Annotated in this window: 14 protein-coding genes; 6 read left to right on the forward strand and 8 right to left on the reverse strand. The window is 71.4% G+C overall.

Annotation, left to right across the window (positions count from 1 at the left end; genetic code table 11):
- The first annotated feature begins 7 nt into the window (after nt 1–7).
- Both ACFFNX_RS07095 and ACFFNX_RS07100 read left to right on the forward strand, forming a co-directional pair.
- Nucleotides 8–1,627 (forward strand): sensor histidine kinase, encoded by a 1,620-nt coding sequence (locus tag ACFFNX_RS07095; RefSeq protein WP_378197069.1) that lies wholly within the window; start codon nt 8–10, stop codon nt 1,625–1,627.
- Nucleotides 1,624–2,322, forward strand: coding sequence for a response regulator (locus tag ACFFNX_RS07100; RefSeq protein WP_378197072.1), 699 nt, complete (start codon nt 1,624–1,626; stop codon nt 2,320–2,322). The genes ACFFNX_RS07095 and ACFFNX_RS07100 overlap by 4 nt, the downstream gene beginning before the upstream one ends.
- A 3-nt stretch (nt 2,323–2,325) precedes the next feature.
- Here the strand turns inward: ACFFNX_RS07100 and ACFFNX_RS07105 are convergent, their stop codons facing one another.
- On the reverse strand, nt 2,326–3,540 hold the full coding sequence (locus ACFFNX_RS07105) for a phospholipase D-like domain-containing protein (protein ID WP_378197075.1): 1,215 nt from the start codon (nt 3,538–3,540) through the stop codon (nt 2,326–2,328).
- A gap of 174 nt (nt 3,541–3,714) precedes the next feature.
- Nucleotides 3,715–4,683, reverse strand: a complete 969-nt coding sequence (locus ACFFNX_RS07110; protein WP_378197078.1) for a TIGR03619 family F420-dependent LLM class oxidoreductase — start codon at nt 4,681–4,683, stop codon at nt 3,715–3,717.
- A 29-nt stretch (nt 4,684–4,712) separates the two neighbouring features.
- Here ACFFNX_RS07110 and ACFFNX_RS07115 point away from each other — a divergent pair, with 29 nt between their 5' ends.
- The 3 genes from ACFFNX_RS07115 (at nt 4,713) to ACFFNX_RS07125 (ending at nt 8,857) form a co-directional block, all read left to right on the forward strand.
- Entirely contained in the window at nt 4,713–6,671 is a 1,959-nt protein-coding gene (locus tag ACFFNX_RS07115) for a potassium transporter Kup (RefSeq protein ID WP_378197080.1), read from the forward strand.
- Between the two features lie 255 nt (nt 6,672–6,926).
- Nucleotides 6,927–7,517, forward strand: a complete 591-nt coding sequence (locus ACFFNX_RS07120; protein WP_378197082.1) for a double zinc ribbon and FHA domain-containing protein — start codon at nt 6,927–6,929, stop codon at nt 7,515–7,517.
- A gap of 269 nt (nt 7,518–7,786) precedes the next feature.
- Complete coding sequence (locus ACFFNX_RS07125; protein ID WP_378197085.1) at nt 7,787–8,857, forward strand: GAF domain-containing sensor histidine kinase; 1,071 nt, start codon at nt 7,787–7,789, stop codon at nt 8,855–8,857.
- Nucleotides 8,858–9,125: 268 nt separating this feature from the next.
- Here ACFFNX_RS07125 and ACFFNX_RS07130 read toward each other — a convergent pair whose 3' ends face one another.
- From ACFFNX_RS07130 to ACFFNX_RS07145, 4 genes are all read right to left on the reverse strand, one after another.
- On the reverse strand, nt 9,126–9,458 hold the full coding sequence (locus ACFFNX_RS07130; protein ID WP_378197088.1) for a hypothetical protein: 333 nt from the start codon (nt 9,456–9,458) through the stop codon (nt 9,126–9,128).
- A gap of 318 nt (nt 9,459–9,776) precedes the next feature.
- Nucleotides 9,777–12,077 carry a xanthine dehydrogenase family protein molybdopterin-binding subunit gene (locus ACFFNX_RS07135; protein ID WP_378197092.1) on the reverse strand — a complete coding sequence of 767 codons (2,301 nt, stop codon included), beginning with the start codon at nt 12,075–12,077 and terminating at the stop codon, nt 9,777–9,779.
- Entirely contained in the window at nt 12,074–13,060 is a 987-nt protein-coding gene (locus ACFFNX_RS07140) for an FAD binding domain-containing protein (RefSeq protein ID WP_378197095.1), read from the reverse strand. The genes ACFFNX_RS07135 and ACFFNX_RS07140 overlap by 4 nt, the downstream gene beginning before the upstream one ends.
- Nucleotides 13,057–13,539: a (2Fe-2S)-binding protein gene (locus ACFFNX_RS07145; RefSeq protein ID WP_378197098.1), complete on the reverse strand. Its 483-nt coding sequence runs from the start codon at nt 13,537–13,539 to the stop codon at nt 13,057–13,059. Before ACFFNX_RS07145 ends, ACFFNX_RS07140 begins: the two co-directional genes overlap by 4 nt.
- A 78-nt stretch (nt 13,540–13,617) precedes the next feature.
- Here ACFFNX_RS07145 and ACFFNX_RS07150 point away from each other — a divergent pair, with 78 nt between their 5' ends.
- A complete protein-coding gene (locus ACFFNX_RS07150) occupies nt 13,618–14,292 on the forward strand; it encodes a TetR/AcrR family transcriptional regulator (protein WP_378197101.1) in 675 nt (224 codons plus the stop codon).
- A gap of 25 nt (nt 14,293–14,317) precedes the next feature.
- Here ACFFNX_RS07150 and ACFFNX_RS07155 read toward each other — a convergent pair whose 3' ends face one another.
- Together ACFFNX_RS07155 and ACFFNX_RS07160 are read right to left on the reverse strand one after the other, a co-directional pair.
- On the reverse strand, nt 14,318–16,216 hold the full coding sequence (locus ACFFNX_RS07155; protein WP_378197104.1) for an arabinofuranosidase catalytic domain-containing protein: 1,899 nt from the start codon (nt 16,214–16,216) through the stop codon (nt 14,318–14,320).
- A gap of 265 nt (nt 16,217–16,481) precedes the next feature.
- Nucleotides 16,482–17,009: hypothetical protein (locus ACFFNX_RS07160; RefSeq protein WP_378197107.1), on the reverse strand; the 528-nt coding region annotated here is incomplete at its 5' end.

The following is a 17,009-nucleotide window of genomic DNA, read 5'->3' on the forward strand; positions in this document are numbered from 1 at the left end:
TGACGAGATGCGTCACCCATCCCCTGGACATCGGCGTCGCAGCCTGGCGGGGCAGCTCTTCCTCATGCAGGCGATCGTCGTCGCCGTCATCGTGACCGGCGGCGCCGGCCTCGCCTCGGTGCAGGCCGAGCGCGGCACGGTCGACTCGGCCCGTCGCCAGGTCATCGCCGTGGCGGTCGGCATCGCGGACGCGCCGATGACGGCCGCGGCCGTGGCCGGTGCCGACCCGTCCAGGGTGCTCCAGCCGTACGCCGACCGGGTCCAGCACGACACGGGTGTCGAGTTCGTGACGATCATGAGGCCGGACGGCATCCGGTACACCCATCCCAACCCCGCGATGATCGGCAAGCGTTTCCTCGGTCACACCGGGCGAGCGCTCGCCGGGCACACGTTCACCGAGACCTACACCGGGACGCTCGGGCCCTCCGTCCGTGTGGTGACCCCGGTCTTCGGCCCGCAGCACCAGGTCGTCGCGCTGGTCAGCGTGGGGATCACCGTACGGACCCTCAGCGCGCAGGTCAGGGCCCAGGTGCTGGCCCTGATCGCGGTCGCCCTGATCGCCCTCGCCGTCGGCGGTACGGGCACCTACCTGGCCAACGCGCGGCTGCGGCGGCACACGCACGGAATGAGCACCGCCGAGCTGAGCCGGATGTATGAGTACCACCACGCGATCCTGCACACCGTGCGGGAGGGACTGCTGCTGCTCAGCCCGGACCATCGCGTCGTCCTGGCCAACGACGGCGCGCGCGAGCTGTTCGGTCTCCCCGCCGATGTGGAGGGCCGGCACGTGGCCGATGTGGGGCTTCCGGAGGCGCTCACCGCGGCCCTGTCGGGGGACGTACCGTGCGTCGATGAGATCCACCTGACCCTCGACCGCGTCGTCGTGGTCAACAAGTCCGCCGTCACCTCGGGCACCCGCGACCTCGGCGGCGTCGTCACCCTTCGCGACCACACGGAACTGCAGGCCCTGAGCGGTGAGCTGGACTCCGTGCGCGGCTTCGCCGAGTCGCTGCGCTCGCAGACGCACGAGGCCGCCAACCGGCTGCACACCGTCGTCTCCCTCATCGAGCTCGGCCGTACGGACGAGGCCGTGGAGTTCGCCACGGCCGAGCTGGAGATCGCGCAGCGGTTCACCGACCAGCTGATGGAGGCGGTCGCCGAGCCGGTGCTCGCCGCGCTGCTGCTGGGCAAGGCCGCGCAGGCGAACGAGAGAGGCGTCGAACTCGTCGTCACGCCCGACACCCGGGTCGACGATGAGGCGATACCGGACGGTCTTGAGGCGCGCGACCTGGTGACGATTCTGGGGAACCTGGTCGACAACGCCATCGACGCGGCGGCCGACGGCGAAGGACGCCCGCCGAGGGTCTTCGTCACCGTCCGGGCCGACGTCGGGGCGCTCGTCCTGCGGGTCGCCGACACCGGCCGTGGCCTCGAGAACGACGCCGTACGGAACGTGTTCCGGCGCGGCTGGTCGACCAAGCCCGAAGCCCGGCCGTCCGGCCGGGGGCTGGGCCTCGCCCTCGTCGCGCAGGCGGTCGCCCGGCACGGTGGGCACGTGAACGTGGACCGCGACGTCGGCGCGGTGTTCACCGTCACGCTTCCACTGCACGAGGAGGTGAACGCATGATCGAGGTCCTCGTCGTCGAGGACGACCGGCTCGCCGCGGAGGCGCACCGGCGCTACGTCGAACGGGTGCCCGGCTTCGCCGTCGTGGACGTGGTCCACTCCGGCGCCGAGGCGCTGCGCGTCCTGGATCGGCGACCCGTCGACCTGGTCCTGCTCGACTTCTACCTGCCGGACCGTCACGGCCTGGAGATCTGCCGGCGCCTCCGTGCCGCCGGCCACCTCGCCGACGTGATCGCGGTGACCTCGGCGCGCGACCTGGCCACGGTCCGGTCGGCGGTGTCCGTCGGCGTGGTGCAGTACCTGCTGAAGCCGTTCACGTTCGCCACGTTCCGCGCCAAACTCGAACGTTACGCTCGGTTCCACTCCACGCTCGGTCGGCCGGGCGAGGCGACCGACCAGGACGAGGTCGACCGCGCGATCGCCACTCTTCGCAGCCCCGACGGATCCGCCCTGCCGAAGGGCGTGAGCGCGCCGACGCTGGAGTCCGTACGGGAGATCCTGCTCCGCGCCGAGGAGGGCGTGACCGCCGAGGCGACGGCGAAGGCGGCGGGCGTGTCCCGTGTCACCGCCCGCCGCTATCTGGAGTACCTCGTCGACCACGGCCACGCCGAACGAGCGCCGCGGTACGGCCAGGTCGGCCGCCCCGAGCTCCGCTACCGCCTCCGCGACGCCGCGCGGCACCGCGGAGGCGACTGAGGATCAGCTGTCGGCGGCTTCCTCGGGGTTGACCGGGATCGTGGGCTTCTGGCCGAGGGCCTGCTGCTTCGCGGTGATCGTCGGGATCGCCGCGAGCTGGTCGTTGAAGTTCGCCAGGTACGCCGCGTACACCGACGAGTTCGTGACCTTCATGTCCGACTCGTCGTTGTGGTAGAGCGCGTTCGCGGTGTAGTTCGCCGAGCCGGTCAGGACGATCTTCTGCCCGCTCGTGCCGTTGTACCTGCCGTTGATCAGCAGGTACTTGTCGTGCGTGTAGTGCTCGGCGTATCCGTCGGCGTCCTTGCCGTGGGTGGTGTCCCGCACGTCGATCTTGGAGTCGGCCAGCGTGGACCGGACCGTCGAGGAGACCTGGCTCTTGGTGTACGCCACGGTGACCTTGCAGCCCTTGGACGCCATGCCGGCGAGCTGCTTGGCGAGCGAGAGCCGGTTGTCGGTCCACTCGAAGATCGCGACGCGGACCTGGCTCGGGTAGGTCTTCGAGCACGTGACCAGTTGCAGCACGCCCAGGATCGTGTCACTGGCGCCGCCGGCCTTGGGCCAGTAGTACGCCTTCGGGTTCGAGCCGTACGTCCAGTAGTAATTCGGCTTGTACGTGCCCGCGGATCCCTTCGCCATGTCGGTGAAGGTCTTGACGTAGGCGTTGTAGAGGCCGTTGTTGCCGACCACGGTGTAGCTGTTGTTCGCGGCGACCTCGGCCTGCGTGTCGGTGGGGTTCGCGCTGGAGAGCGTCACGGTGCGCGTTCCGCCGCCGGAGAAGAGGAAGAACTTCGTGTGCAGGAAGGCCGACGGCGCCCCGTCGGTGTAGTGGTGCGCGACGCACCCGCCGTAGCACAGGGCCGCGTAGCTGCTGGCGCTCGCGGTGCTCACCTTGCCGCCGAGCGCGGAGACCAGGCGAGACCAGGTCGAATTCTTCGAGTGCTGGTCCATCAGCACCTGGACATAGACACCGCGTTTGTGCGCGGCGATCAGTTTGTCCGCGAAGTCGTCCAGATTGATGCTGTAGAACGCGGCCCGGATCACCGAGCCCGCGGGCGCGGTGTCGATGTTGTTCTCGATCCGCCGAATGATCGCGTACTGAGAGGCCGTGTCGCCTTCGGGATCGTTGAAGGCGGGCCCGGCTTGCGGCTTGAACGCCGCATTCGCCTGGCCTGTGCTGACGTATCCGATACCTCCGCCGAGCAACATCACGGCGGCCATCCACGTGAGCACACGACGACCCCAATGCGCCATTCGCTTCCCCCTGGTACACACACGCCCCAAAAAGACCCATGCGGACTTTACCGCGATTGATCGACTCGACCTAGTACAGGGCCTGTGTCGGCCAGTCGGGTATATGGCCGACAGGTGCGTTGTGTGCGACCGGTGGCCGGCTCAGGAAACGGCGGCGACGCGGAAGGCGGCCACGATGCCGGACAGCCGGTCGTGCGCCTCGGCGTCGTCGTCGGGGATCCGCACGGTGAGGCGCAGGTCGGTCGCTCCCGCGGCCACCAGACCGGGCACGGCCTCCATCGTGCGTTCGACGTCGAGCTCTCCGTCGGGGCGGGTCCGCCCGGCGAGCCTGCCCACGACCTGGAGGCCGGACGGATCCCGGCCTCGGTCGGCGAGTGCCTCCCGCATCCGGCCGACCGCCGCCGGCAGGTCGGCCGCCTCCACTCCCCAGGGGATCCAGCCGGTGCCGAAGCGGGCCAGCCGGTCGGCGACGCGGGAGTTGACGCTTCCGCCGACCCAGATCGGGACGCCGCCGGGCCGCGTCGGCTTGGGCATCATGTGGATCGCCTCGAAGCCGAGCTCCGGGGACGAGAAGCCCGCCCGCTCCTCCTGCCAGAGCGTCCGGCAGACCTCCAGGGTGTGATCCAGCAGCCGTCCCCGCTCCTCGAACCTCAGCCCGGCGGCCTCGTACTCCTCACGCTGCCAGCCGACGCCCACGCCCAGGTCGAGCCGGCCCGAGGAGAGCACGTCCAGGGTGGCGGTGCTCTTGGCCAGCACGACCGGACGGCGCAGCGCGGCCAGCAGGATGTTGGTGCCCAGCCTGATCCGGGAGGTCATCCCGGCCAGCACGGACAGGGTCGTCAACGGCTCCAGCCAGTGGCCGTCCGGTCCCGTCGGCTGCCGTCCGCCCGCCTGCCCTCCGATCTCCGGCCGGGAGTACTCCTCCAGACGCTCGCCGAGCACCACGTGGTCCGACACCACGAGCCGGTCGAACCCGGCCCGGTCCAGGAGGCGGGCGTGCCGGAACATGTGGTCCCAGCCGCCGGGGTCCGTGGCGGAGAAGGAGGTCAGGGGGGTGGAGAGCTGAACCTGGGGAACGTCGGCCATGAAGTGCATCCCGTCTTTGGTCACCGGGAGGTCCGTCCGGTTAGGTATGCACCATGACAGATTCCGCGCACGTCACCGGCACGTCTCCCGGCAAAGAGTCGCAGGGCTCACACTCCGGTGCGTCCGGGACCGCCGGGCAACTGGCGCTGATGCTGGGCGCGCTCGGCGTCGTGTACGGAGACATCGGCACCAGTCCCCTGTACGCCCTGCAGACGGTCTTCTCGATCGACCACGGGGCGGTGCGCCCGACGAGCGGTGACGTCTACGGCGTGATCTCGCTGGTGTTCTGGTCGGTCACGCTCATCGTGTCGGTGAAGTACGTGGTCTTCATCCTCCGCGCCGACAACGACGGTGAGGGCGGGGTGATGGCGCTCGCCGCCCTCGTACGCCGGGTGCTCGGCGGCGTGCGCGGGAGGGCGGCCGCCGTCATGGCGCTGGGCGTGTTCGGCGCCTCGCTGTTCTACGGCGACAGCGTCATCACGCCGGCGATCTCGGTGATGTCGGCGGTGGAGGGCCTGAAGGTGGCCACACCCAGCCTGTCCCACGTGGTGGTTCCGGTCGCGGCGACGATCCTGACGCTGCTGTTCGTGGCGCAGCGGTGGGGCACGCACCGGGTCGGGAGCCTGTTCGGGCCGGTGATGGTCCTGTGGTTCCTGGCGATCGCCGTGGCGGGCGTCCAGGAGGTGCTCCGGCGTCCCGGCATCCTCGCGGGCCTGTCGCCGACGTACGCGGGCGCGTTCTTGTTCGACCACCCGTACATCGCGTTCATCGCGATGGGGGCGGTGGTGCTGTCGATCACCGGCGCGGAGGCCCTGTACGCGGACATGGGCCACTTCGGCCGCCGGCCGATCCGGCGCGCCTGGTTCGCGGTGGTCTTCCCCGCGCTGACGCTGAACTACCTGGGCCAGGGCGCGCTGATCCTGCGCGACCCGCACAGCACCGCGAACCCGTTCTTCCTTCTCCTGCCCGGCTGGGCGCGGGTACCGATGGTCGTCCTGGCGACGCTCGCCACGGTGATCGCCTCGCAGGCTGTGATCACCGGGGCCTTCTCGGTGTCGCGGCAGGCCGTACGGCTCGGTTTCCTGCCGTACCTGCGGATCCGGCACACGTCGCCGCGTGAGGTCGGGCAGGTGTACGTGCCGGCCGTCAACTGGATCCTGTTCGTCGGCGTGGTGGGCCTGATGCTCGGCTTCCGCTCCTCCGAACGCCTCGCGACGGCGTACGGGGTGGCCGTCACCGCCACCCTGATCATCACCACCGTGCTGTTCCTCGTGGTCGCGCGGGTGCACTGGGGCTGGGCCGGGTGGAGGCTCGTGGTGGTGGCGGTCGTGATCGGCGGGGCGGAGGTCACCTACTTCGCGGCGAACCTGACGAAGGTCGCCCACGGCGGCTGGCTGCCGCTGCTGATCGCGCTGTCGGTATTCACGATTATGAAGACCTGGGAGCGGGGCCGCGAGATCGTCACCGAGCGTCGTACGGCCAAGGAGGGCCCGTTGCCGGAGTTCGTCCAGACCCTCCGCCGCTCGGACGTCGTCCGCGTGCCGGGCACCGCGGTCTTCCCGCACCCGACGAAGGAGACCACGCCGCTGGCGCTGCGCGCGAACGTCGAGCACAACGGGGTCGTCCACGAGCACGTGGTGATCGTCTCGACCGTGGACGAGAACGTTCCGCACGTCCCGGTGGCCGACCGCGCCAGTGTCGACGACCTCGGCTACCGGGACGACGGGATCGTGCACGTCACCCTCAGGTACGGCTTCCAGGACGACCGGGACATCCCGGCGGCGCTGCGCCGTCTGGCGTCGAGCCGTACGGACGCCGAACTGAACATCGACCCGGACCAGGCGTCGTACTTCCTGTCGAAGGTGACCTTGCAGCTGACCCGGGCGCCCGGCATGCGCATGTGGCGCAAGCGCCTGTTCCTTGCGCTGGCCAACAACGCCGCGAGCCCGGCCGAGCGCTTCGCCCTTCCCGAGCTCCGGCTCGTGGTCATGGGCTCTCAGGTCGACATCTGATCGAGGCGGGAACCTTTTCCGTCCGCGATGTGTTGATCAGTCAACGTTTCGCCAACCCTCAGGCGGGAAATCTTCAAGATCGTTTCTGGTTCGTACGTAGCGTGACGGGCGGCGCGTCACGGACGGACCGTCTCGTTGTGCCACCGGAGGACGAATGCTCGACCTCGTTGTGCCACCGGAGGACGAATGCTCGACGCGTGTGCCGGTACGGTGCACGAGGCACCCCCGAAGCCACAGGTAGGAGGTGGAGCGACGATGCCGAGCGCTTCCTGTACGCAGTGCGGTCACACCAATCCGGACGGTGCCCGCTTCTGCTCGAACTGCGGCACTCCGCTCACTCACGGTGTTCCGCCGGTGACAGATGAGCCCGGAGACTCGACGTCGACGATGTCGTTCAGTGCGATCGAGGCGGCCGTCGCGGCCGAGCAGGCCGACGAACCGGCCGCCGATCAGGTGGGAGTCGAGTCGCTCCCGCCCAACACGGCGCTTCTCCTCGTCAAACGAGGGCCGAATGCCGGCAGCCGGTTCCTGCTCGACCAGGAGACCACGAGCGCGGGCCGCCATCCGGAGAGCGACATCTTCCTCGACGACGTCACCGTGTCGCGTGGGCACGCCGAGTTCTACCGTCAGGGCGAGCGGTTCTCCGTGCGTGACATGGGCAGCCTCAACGGCACCTACGTCAACCGGCAGAGAATCGACGAGACGGCTCTGTCCAGCGGGGACGAGGTCCAGATCGGGAAGTTCCGCCTGGTCTACCTCAGCAACGCGCTCGAGAGGGTGCCCGTCGGCGCGACGGCGGCCACTCGCCCTCCCCGGCGTGGCTGGTGGGGCCGATGGCGGCGGTGACCGTCCCGTAGACCCGCGTAAACTACAGAGTATTCCCCCATGACCAGCCGTTTTCCGCGTCGAGGGGGCCATCGATGGGAGGCTGGGGGAGCCGGACCAGGGCAGGGGAGCGTGCTCGCCGTCGGAGACACCCGGTCGGCGCGCGCGGTGCCCCGGACACATGGGCGTACGCCGGCCCGAGGGCCGGCCGAAGGCGCGCCGTCGTCTCTCCGGCGGCGGCGCGGGCCCGGCTGCGCGAGCTCGCGGACGAGCAGGCGGCACTCCACCGCGTGACCACACTCGTCGCGCGGGGCGCCTCGCCCGCGCGGATGTCCACCGCCGTCGCCCGGGAGCTCGGCCACCTGCTGGGCGGCGACCAGGTCACGATCAGCAGGTACGGGCCGGACCGCACGACCGTCGTGGTCGGCCGCTGGGCCCGTCGCGGCTCGCCCGCGTTCTCCGCCAGGTACCACTCCATGGACGAGAGCGCCGTAGAGGCCGAGGTCGCACGGACGGGCCGGCCGGCGCGGAGAGCCGATCACGCGCGCCACGGCGCCGCGACCGGCACGCGGACGCGAGCGTGCGGGCCCCGATACATCGTCGCCTGCCCGGTCGTCGTCAAGGGGCGCCTGTGGGGCCTCATGGCGGAGATCTTCCCCGGGCCCGCGCCGGGGCCCGAGGGCGCGGAGGAGCCGATGTCGATGTTCGCCGAACTCCTCGCCGCCGCGATCGCCGACGCCGAGTACCGAGCCGAGCTGCTCGCCTCCCGCGCCCGCCTCGCCCTCGCCTGCGACGCGACGAGGCGCGGCATCGAACGCGATCTCCACGATGGGGTCCAGCAGCGCCTCGTCCTGCTCGCACTGGGGCTGCGCGACCTCCGGGACGCCGTCGGCGACGGGCTGAGCGAACGGGTGAGCCGCCTCCAGGCGGACCTGTACGACGCCATGGCGGACCTGGGGGAGGTCTCCCATGGGCTGCACCCGGTCAGCCTGTCCCACGGCGGCATCGACGCCGCCCTGAAGTCGCTGGCGCGGCGTTCGCCGCTCCCGGTCGAGCTGAGCGGGTGCGTCGGCGGCAGGCTGGCCGAGGCGGTCGAGACGGCCGTCTACGCGGCCGCCTCGGAGGCGCTGGCCAACACGCTGGAACACGCGCACGCGACAAGGGCCCACCTCGACGTCCGCCTCCGGGGAGGGGCCGTGTGGATGTGGTTCCACGATGACGGGCGCGGCGGGGGCGACCTCGCGTACGGGGCGGGCCTGATCGGACTCCGGGACCGGGTCGAGGCGCTGGGGGGCGACCTCGCGATCTCTAGCCCGCCCGGTCAGGGGACGTCTCTGCACGTCCGGGTCCCCGCGCGGTGACGCCGGGCATGTCAACCGTGGGTGTACACGCAGATGTCAACCGTGGACTGACGAAAACGGCCGGGCGATTTTCGTATTCTCGCGATCTGGGAGCGAAGGATTGGCCGGATCGCGGCGAGAATTGGGGGGTTCTCGCGCTCCGGCCGGATGGGGCCCGGCCGTGTGTCGATGTCCACGGGGCCCCAGAGCGAACGTCCGCACCGGTTCCTTTGGGGGAGGGGACCGGAGTCGCGGACGTTCGCGCGTTCCGGCCCGGTCCCCGGCAGGGCTACTCTCCGTCCTCCTCGGGGATGGCCGGCAGCTTCTGGGTGAGCACGCTCTCGGACGTGACGTTCGCGCTCGCGATCACGTTGCGTCGGTGTCGCAGCGCTCCGTTCTCCCGCAGCAGGTCATCGACCTCGCCCCGTAGCCGGGTCACCCGCCTGCTCATCCGGACGTGGACCGTCACACTGCCGACTCCGACGCCCACCACGAGCGCGGCCACGGCGGGCATCCACAGCACGGCGACCGCGGCGACCACCAGAGGCACGACGATCAATACGAATCGTGCATGGTCGGCGACCCAGTCCAAGGCGGCGTTGACACGCCTCGGGATCTTCACGCGTGCGTACTCCTTTCACAGCGGCGGCATCGAACGGCACGCGAGAGCCCCCTCCGAAGAGCCGACGCGCGCGACCGGTACCGCGCGTACCCCCGACAAGACGAACGACACCGGCCGGCGCGTCGGATGTTCCGGGCCGCAGGCCCGGTACGACGGCGCGGGAGTCCGCTGCGTCCGGACCGCGCGCACGCGTGGCCCGGACCCTCCGGACGGACCGCGGGTGCGGTGAGACGGGCCGGCGGACCTGGGCGTACCACCGGTCGTCGCTCGTCTGTTTCCCGGCCCAAGTCTCGCACGTGTCGGGGCGCCGGCCCGTGCCTACCCGGGCAGGACCCGGTCCAAGATGATCGGCAGGTCGGATACGCGGCGGCCGGTCGCGTGGTGGACGGCGTTGGCGATCGCGGCCGCGACGCCGGTGATGCCGACCTCGCCGATGCCGATCAGGCCGAGCGGCATCGTCGGATCCGGCTCGTCCAGGTAGCAGACGTCGATCGGCGGGACGTCGGCGTGCACCGGCACGTGGTATCCGGCCAGGCTCGGATTCATGATCCGGCCGTTCCGCGGGTCGACCAGCGTCTCCTCCGACAGCGCCATGCCGATGCCCATCACGATGCCGCCGCGCAACTGGCTCACGGCGGTCTTGGCGTTGACCACGGTGCCGACGTCGAAGGACCCGAGCCAGCGCGACACCCGCACCTCGCCGGTGTCCGGGTCGACGCGAACCTCGCAGAACTGCGCCCCGCACGCGGCCTTGACCCAGCGTCGCCGATCGAGCAGGAACTTCGCCATGAAACGGGCCTGCCCGGCCGCGGCGCCCAGGCCGCGATCCGCGCCGACGGCCGCCTCGACATGGTCGCGCCCGGCTCGGGCGAGGATCGCGGCGTACGTCTCGCCGGGACCGGCCTTCTCCCAGAGCCCGCCGTCGCGCGCCTCCACGGCCTCCGGCCGGCGTGCCCGCAGCGGCGAGCCGGTGCGTCGCGCGAGCGTGAGCACCGACCGTTTCAGCTTCTCGGACGCGGCCAGCAGGCTCGCGGCGACGCTCGCGGTCTGCATGGACCCGCCCGCGCCGGGGGCGATGGGCAGGGTCGAGTCGCCGTACTCCACGCGTACCGCCGTGAACGGCACACCGAGGGCGTCCGCCGCGATCTGCGCCTGCGCGGTGGCCACGCCCATCCCCATCTCCTGCATGCCGCAGCGGACGAGGACGGTGCCGTCGGCGGACAGCCGTACGGTCACGTTGGCGGCGAACTGCAGCGACGGGTGGTACGCCGTCGCGACGCCCATGCCGACGAGCCACCGGCCGTCGCGCATCGACCCCGGCTCCGGCGTGCGGGCGGACCAGCCGAACCGCTCGGCGCCCAGGGCGTACGCCTCACGCAGCATCCGGTGTGAGAACCGCTTGCCGTCGATCGGATTCCGCGACGGCTCGTTGCGCATGCGCAGTTCGATCGGGTCCAGGCCCAGCCTCGCGGCCAGCTCGTCGACGGCCGACTCCAGCGCGAACGTGCCGATCGACTCGCCGGGCGCGCGCATCGGCGTGTTCGAGAGCAGGTCCAGCTCGACGATCTTCTGCTCCAGCAGGATGTTCGGCACGTCGTACAGGTGCCGCGACTGCGAGGTGACCTGTTCGGGGCCGCCGCCGATGTGCCCCCGGCGGGTCACGCTCGTGTGGACGAGGGCGGTCAGGCGGCCGTCGGCGTCCGCTCCCAGCGCCACCCGCTGGATGGAGGGGGTGCGGCCGCCGACCGTGCGGTAGACGCCCTCACGGGTCTGCGCGAGCCGTACCGGCCGGCCGGTCGCGCGGGCGGCCAGTGCCGCGATGATCGTGCCCGCCCAGACCAGGCCCTTGCCGCCGAAGCCGCCGCCGACATGCGGCGCGATCACTCGTACGGCGTCCAGCGGTATGCCGAAGCGGAGGGCGAGGTGGCGGCGGAACCAGTCGATGGTCTGCGTGGCGTCGTACACGGTGAGGCGGTCGCCGTCCCAGGCCGCCGTGGTCGCGTGCGGCTCGATGGCGTTGTGGTTGTACGGCGGCGTGGTGAACCGCAGGTCCACGCTGACCGGTGCCGTCGCGACCGCGGCCTCGGCGTCGCCCTTGCGCGCGCCGCCGGGCATGATCATGTCGCCCTTCTGCGGGGCGGCGTCGCCCTCGTGCGCGGCGAAGTCGACGGTGGCGGGCAGCTCGGCGTAGGCCGGGCGGACCAGGGCGGCGGCCTCGCGGGCGGCGTCGAGGCTCTCGGCGACGACGACCGCGACCGGCTGGCCGTTCCAGTGCACCTCGTCGGTGCCCAGGTAGTTCACCGAGGTGCCGGAGACGAGCGTGCTCAGGTTCAGCGGGCTCACCGCCGGGGCCGGCTTGAGGGCGGGCGCGTTCTCGTGGGTCAGTACGGCGATGACGCCGGGGACCTCGCGGGCGGCCGCGGTGTCGATCGCGGTGATCCGGGCCCGGCTCACGGTGGCGTGCACCAGGGCGGCGTGCGCGAGGTCGGGGTAGGGATACTCGGCCGCGTAGCGGGCGGCGCCGGTGGTCTTGGCCGGTCCGTCCACCCGGTCGATCGGACGGCCGACGTTCTTGCCGCCGATGTCGCGGGGCAGGCTCGGCGCCTCGGTGACGGTCATGAGCCCTCCCTTCCCAGCTCCCTCAGCGTCGCGACGATCGTGCGGCGGGCCAGGTCGATCTTGAAGGCGTTCCCGGGACGGCCCACGGCGGCGGTCAGTTCGGCCTCGGCGGCGCGCCGGTAGGCCTCCTCGGTGGCCGGTGCGCCCGTCAGCACGCGTTCGGCCTCGTGGGCCCGCCACGGCTTGGGCGCGACACCGCCGAGGGCCAGGCGGACCGCGGTCACCGTGCCGTCCCGCACCTCCAGCGCGGCGGCGACGGAGACCAGCGCGAAGGCGTAGGACGCGCGGTCGCGCACCTTCCGGTAGCGCGAGGTCGTGGTGACCGGCGCGGGCAGCTCGACCGCCGTGACGAGTTCGTCGGGGGCCAGATCGGTCTCCACATGCGGGGCGTCACCGGGCAGGCGATGGAACCCGGTCAGCGGCACCCGCCGGACGCCGCGCACGCTCTCGGCCTCCACCTCCGCGTCGAGCGCGGCCAGCGCGACGCACATGTCGGAGGGGTGCGTGGCGATGCACGCGTCGCTCACGCCGAGCACGGCGTGGTCGCGGTTCAGCCCGCCGATCGCGCCGCACCCGCTGTCCGGCTCGCGCCGGTTGCAGGCGGCGGCTTCGTCGTAGAAGTACGGGCAGCGGGTGCGCTGGAGCAGATTGCCGCCGACCGTGGCCATGTTGCGCAACTGGGCCGAGGCGCCGCTGAGCAGAGCCTGCGACAGCACCGGGTACCGGGCGCGTATCAGCGGGTGCGCGGCCAGCTCGGCGTTGCGGACCGCGGCGCCGATCCGTACGCCTCCGCCGGGCAGCTCCTCCACATCGGCGAGCGGCAGCCCGGTGATGTCGACGACCGTGGCCGGCGTCTCGATGCCCTCGCGCATCAGGTCGACGAGGTTGGTGCCGCCGCCGAGGAACCTGGCCTCCGGCTCGGCGGCGATCGCCCGCACCGCCGCCGCCACGTCGGGCGGGCGTACGTACGCGAACGACCTCATGACGCCGCCACCTCCCGGATGGCGTCGACGATGCCGTTGTACGCGCCGCAGCGGCAGAGGTTGCCGCTCATCCGTTCGCGGATCTCCGCGTCGGTGAGCGCCGTGCCGTCCGGCGGCGTGACGGCGCTCGGCGCGCCCGCCTCGTGCTCGGCCAGCATCCCGACCGCCGAGCAGATCTGCCCGGATGTGCAGTAGCCGCACTGGAGGCCGTCGTGACGGACGAACGCCTCCTGGAGCGGATGGTCGAGTCCTTCGATCGTGGTGATGTCACAGCCGTCGTACTGCACGGCGAGAGCCAGGCAGGAGTTGATCCGCCGGCCGTCGGCGAGGACCGTGCACGCGCCACAGGCGCCCTGGTCACAGCCCTTCTTGGTGCCGGTCAGCGCAAGGTGGTCGCGCAACGCGTCGAGCAGGCTGACGCGCGGCTCGAGGTCGAGCCGCTCCGTCGTCCCGTTGACCCGCATCCGTATCTCGGTCATGGCGCGAAGTTAACAGAACGCTGGACTCTTAACAAGAGAACGACGTTCTGTTAACGTGCGTCGTATCCTGGCGGCACCATGAAGCAGGCGTTCGTCCGGGCCCGGCGGCCGGAGCACAAACGGCAGCGGCGCGAGGCGATCCTCGCCGCCGCGCGTGACCTCGCTCTCGAGTCGGGCGTGCGCAACGTCAGCCTGGGCGGTGTGGCGGCGGCGGTCGGGCTCGCCAAGTCCAACATCGTGCGCTATTTCGGCACCCGCGAGGAGATCTTCCTGGAGCTGGCCGCCGAGGGCTGGACCGAGTGGGGGGCCGCGGTGGCCGAACGCCTCCGCGAGGCGCACGGCACGGAGGCGATGGTCGCCGTGCTGGCCGAGACGCTCGTCGAGCGGCCGCTGTTCTGCGACCTGCTGAGCCAGACCACCACGACGCTTGAGCACAACGTCTCGGTGCCGGCCGCGCGCGCCTTCAAGCGGACCGTGCTGGAGGTGATGGCCGAGCTGGGCCGGGCGATCGTACGGGCGCACGGCGACCTCACCGAGCAGGAGGGCTACGAGATCGCCGGCGCGGCGGCCGCACTCGCCGGCACCCTCTACCCGGCCGCCAACCCGCCGCCCACGCTCGTGGAGCTGTACGCCCAGGACCCCGAGATCGCCGCCACGTGCCTGCCGTTCGTCCCCACGCTGACCCGCGCGCTCAGGGCGCTGGCCGCAGGACTGCCGGCGCTGCGCGGAGATGACGACGAGGCCCGCGGATGACCCGCGGGCCCCGCCGTGTGCCGGGCTAGCTCAGGGCGAACCTCTGCGCCGCGGATCCGTTGCAGTCATAGATCTGCAGGCGGGTGCCGTTCGTCGTCGCGCCGCTCGGGGAGTCGAGGCAGCGGCCGGACTGGGGATTGAGCAGGGAGCCGTCGGCCTGCTGCTGCCAGACCTGGCCGCCGACGCCGTTGCAGTCCCAGAGCTCGACCTGGGTGTTGTTCGCGGTGCCGTCGCCGTTGATGTCCAGGCAGCGCCCGAGCGTCTTCAACGAGCCGTTCGACTGGTGCACCCAGTGCTGGTCCACGGCGTACGACTGGCAGTCCCAGATGTTGACCGCCGTGGAGTTCGCGCCGTTGTCGTCGCCGAGGACGTCGACGCACTTGCCGCCCGGGCCGACGATCGCACCGCCGCCGTTCACCGCGAACCTCTGTGCCGCGGATCCGTTGCAGTCATAGATCTGCAGGCGCGTGCCGTTTCCGGTCGCTCCGCTCGGAGAGTCCAGGCAGCGGCCGGACTGCGGGTTGCGCAGCGAGCCGTCGGCCTGCTGCACCCACTTCTGTCCGCCGACGCCGTTGCAGTCATAGAGCTCGACCTGGGTGTTGTTCGCGGTGCCGTTGCCGTTGACGTCCAGACAGCGGCCGAGGACGCGCAGTGTGTTGTCGGCGAAGTGCTCCCAGTGCTGGTCCTCGGCGTAGCTCTGGCAGTCCCACAGCTGCACCGCGGCCAGGTTGACGCCGGTGTCGTCGGCGGCGACGTCGACGCACTTGTTCCCCGGGCCGATGATCGTGCCCTGCGGGCCGTTCGGCACGTTCGTCTGGCCGGAGTAGCCGGCCGAGACGATGTTGGCCTGCACCGCGTCGTCGGCGGCGTCGGTCGGGTAGCCGGAGGTCATCACCCCTTCGAAGAAGGTGCCCATGTTCCAGTTGCTGTTGTCGCCGCCCGTGCCCAGGATGATCGAGCCCTCCTGGTGCATCGGGATGTAGCCGCCGCGGTTCGGCAGCGCGCCGTTCCACCACGTACTCAGGCCGCCGGACTGCGCGTTGCCGCCCTTGAGCGCGTACGTGGTCTGGCCGTTGTTCTTCAGCAGGGCCGTGACGTAGGTGCTGTTGTTGCCGAGGTTCGCGGTGTTGGAGCCGTTGGCGCCCATGAACAGGCCGTTCTCCAGGTCGGCCTCGACCCACGGTCCCGAGCCGGTGCACGGCGCGGCGCACGCGGTGGCGAGCGTGACGGCGTCCATGTGGCCGTTGCCGGTGTCGGCCGGCGTGGCCTCGGCGTTGCCATAGTCGAAGCAGCACGCGGACCCGACGTGGGTGCCGCTCGCGACCATGTACATGCCCTCGGGCTGTCCGTTCTGCGCGACGCCGGACCCGACGGCGTGCCGGTATCCGTGCTGCGGGGAGATCCACACGCCGTAGGCCTTGTGACCTCCCGCGGTGATCGCGATCTCGCTCGCGTCCGCGGGGTAGTCCGCTCCCGTGCCGGCGGTGCCGGCCGGGGACGGCGTCAGGTCGTTGTGGCGCGACGACTGGTCGTAGATCTTCGTGATGCCGCACGTGGTGCCGTTGCAGAACGCGTCGTGGTCGCCCGCGTCGGCGTAGCCGCCCGCGGACAGCACGCCCACGTCGTGCGTGGCGTGGTCGGAGGCGCGGGTCAGCTGGTAGAGCGGGCCCGAGTAGTTCGCGAACAGGGCCCGTACGGTGCTGTGCGCGGCGACGCAGGGCGTGCCGGCGGCGCCGTAGATGTCGCAGGGCAGCGATGTGGCGGCCCTCGCCGTCCCGGACAGCCCGGCGAGGGTGAACAGGGCGAGGGCGAGGGCGGCGAGGACGGACAGGGCGGACCGGCGGCGGTCCGCTCCCGGCGTCGGCGGAGAGGCGGCGGGGAGGACGGCGGCAGTCACGCGTGGGGCGGGGCGAGGTCTGCGCATGGCGACGGCTCCTGGGTGCGGAGGGATGGAGGCGTCTGCCGGCCGGCGCGGCAGACGTGGTGGCGGGAATGCACCTAGGCGTTGATTTACGTTAAATAGCCGGATCAATCGTGTCAACAACTGTTTAATTCGATGATTCGTCATGTTCGATCGCGTTGATTTCACGCCTTTTCATTTCTCATCTGCTGGGGCGGATGAGTCGCAATTCTCCGGGCGCGCCCAGAGCGCTCGCGGAAGTCACCGGCTCCCGCCTCCGCCCCCTCCGCTATCGACGGAGTAGGGATCGGTGGTCCCACCGTGGGCGGAGCCGCGGCTCGTACGCCCGGCGGTGCGCCGCAGGGGACGGGCGCCGGGGCCGGGTGGCTCCCAGGCCGCCGATCCAGGGAGTGACCGTCTGTTCCGTCTCCGGCTCACGCCTGCGCCCGCGCCCACGCTTGCGCTCGACGAGCGTGAACCAGTCCAGTTCGCCCCGGAGCGCCGACGGCGCCAAGGCCTCGGGCCAGGCATGGGAGCGTTCGAACGCCATCGCGTAGGGGAACGTGCGCGACAGGGCGGCGATGTCGTCGCGCGGCGGTCCGCCCATCACCGTCGTCCGCCACGCGTCCCCGGCCGCCTCCGCCCGTGCGCCCGCCGCCCGGCGCGGCACGGCGTACCGTCCCATCACCGCGAGCGCCGGCGCGATCACCAGTGCGGTCAGGCGCACCCATCCCGCACCGGCGAACGACGACGCGGCGAAGGAGGGCGCGAACGGGGCCACGCCCGCGATTCCCGCCGACCACGCCGCCGCCTTCCA

This window comes from Actinoallomurus acaciae, assembly GCF_042429965.1.
GTDB classification, from domain to species: Bacteria; Actinomycetota; Actinomycetes; order Streptosporangiales; family Streptosporangiaceae; genus Actinoallomurus; species Actinoallomurus acaciae.

Bases quoted from the DNA above. Each gene is read 5' to 3' on its own strand.
- ACFFNX_RS07150 (WP_378197101.1), top strand. From the start codon at position 13,618: ATGAAGCAGGCGTTCGTCCGGGCCCGGCGGCCGGAGCACAAACGGCAG.
- ACFFNX_RS07140 (WP_378197095.1), bottom strand. From the start codon at position 13,060: ATGAGGTCGTTCGCGTACGTACGCCCGCCCGACGTGGCGGCGGCGGTG.
- ACFFNX_RS07135 (WP_378197092.1), bottom strand. From the start codon at position 12,077: ATGACCGTCACCGAGGCGCCGAGCCTGCCCCGCGACATCGGCGGCAAG.
- ACFFNX_RS07145 (WP_378197098.1), bottom strand. From the start codon at position 13,539: ATGACCGAGATACGGATGCGGGTCAACGGGACGACGGAGCGGCTCGAC.
- ACFFNX_RS07100 (WP_378197072.1), top strand. From the start codon at position 1,624: ATGATCGAGGTCCTCGTCGTCGAGGACGACCGGCTCGCCGCGGAGGCG.
- ACFFNX_RS07115 (WP_378197080.1), top strand. From the start codon at position 4,713: ATGACAGATTCCGCGCACGTCACCGGCACGTCTCCCGGCAAAGAGTCG.
- ACFFNX_RS07095 (WP_378197069.1), top strand. From the start codon at position 8: ATGCGTCACCCATCCCCTGGACATCGGCGTCGCAGCCTGGCGGGGCAG.
- ACFFNX_RS07120 (WP_378197082.1), top strand. From the start codon at position 6,927: ATGCCGAGCGCTTCCTGTACGCAGTGCGGTCACACCAATCCGGACGGT.
- ACFFNX_RS07105 (WP_378197075.1), bottom strand. From the start codon at position 3,540: ATGGCCGCCGTGATGTTGCTCGGCGGAGGTATCGGATACGTCAGCACA.
- ACFFNX_RS07155 (WP_378197104.1), bottom strand. From the start codon at position 16,216: ATGCGCAGACCTCGCCCCGCCCCACGCGTGACTGCCGCCGTCCTCCCC.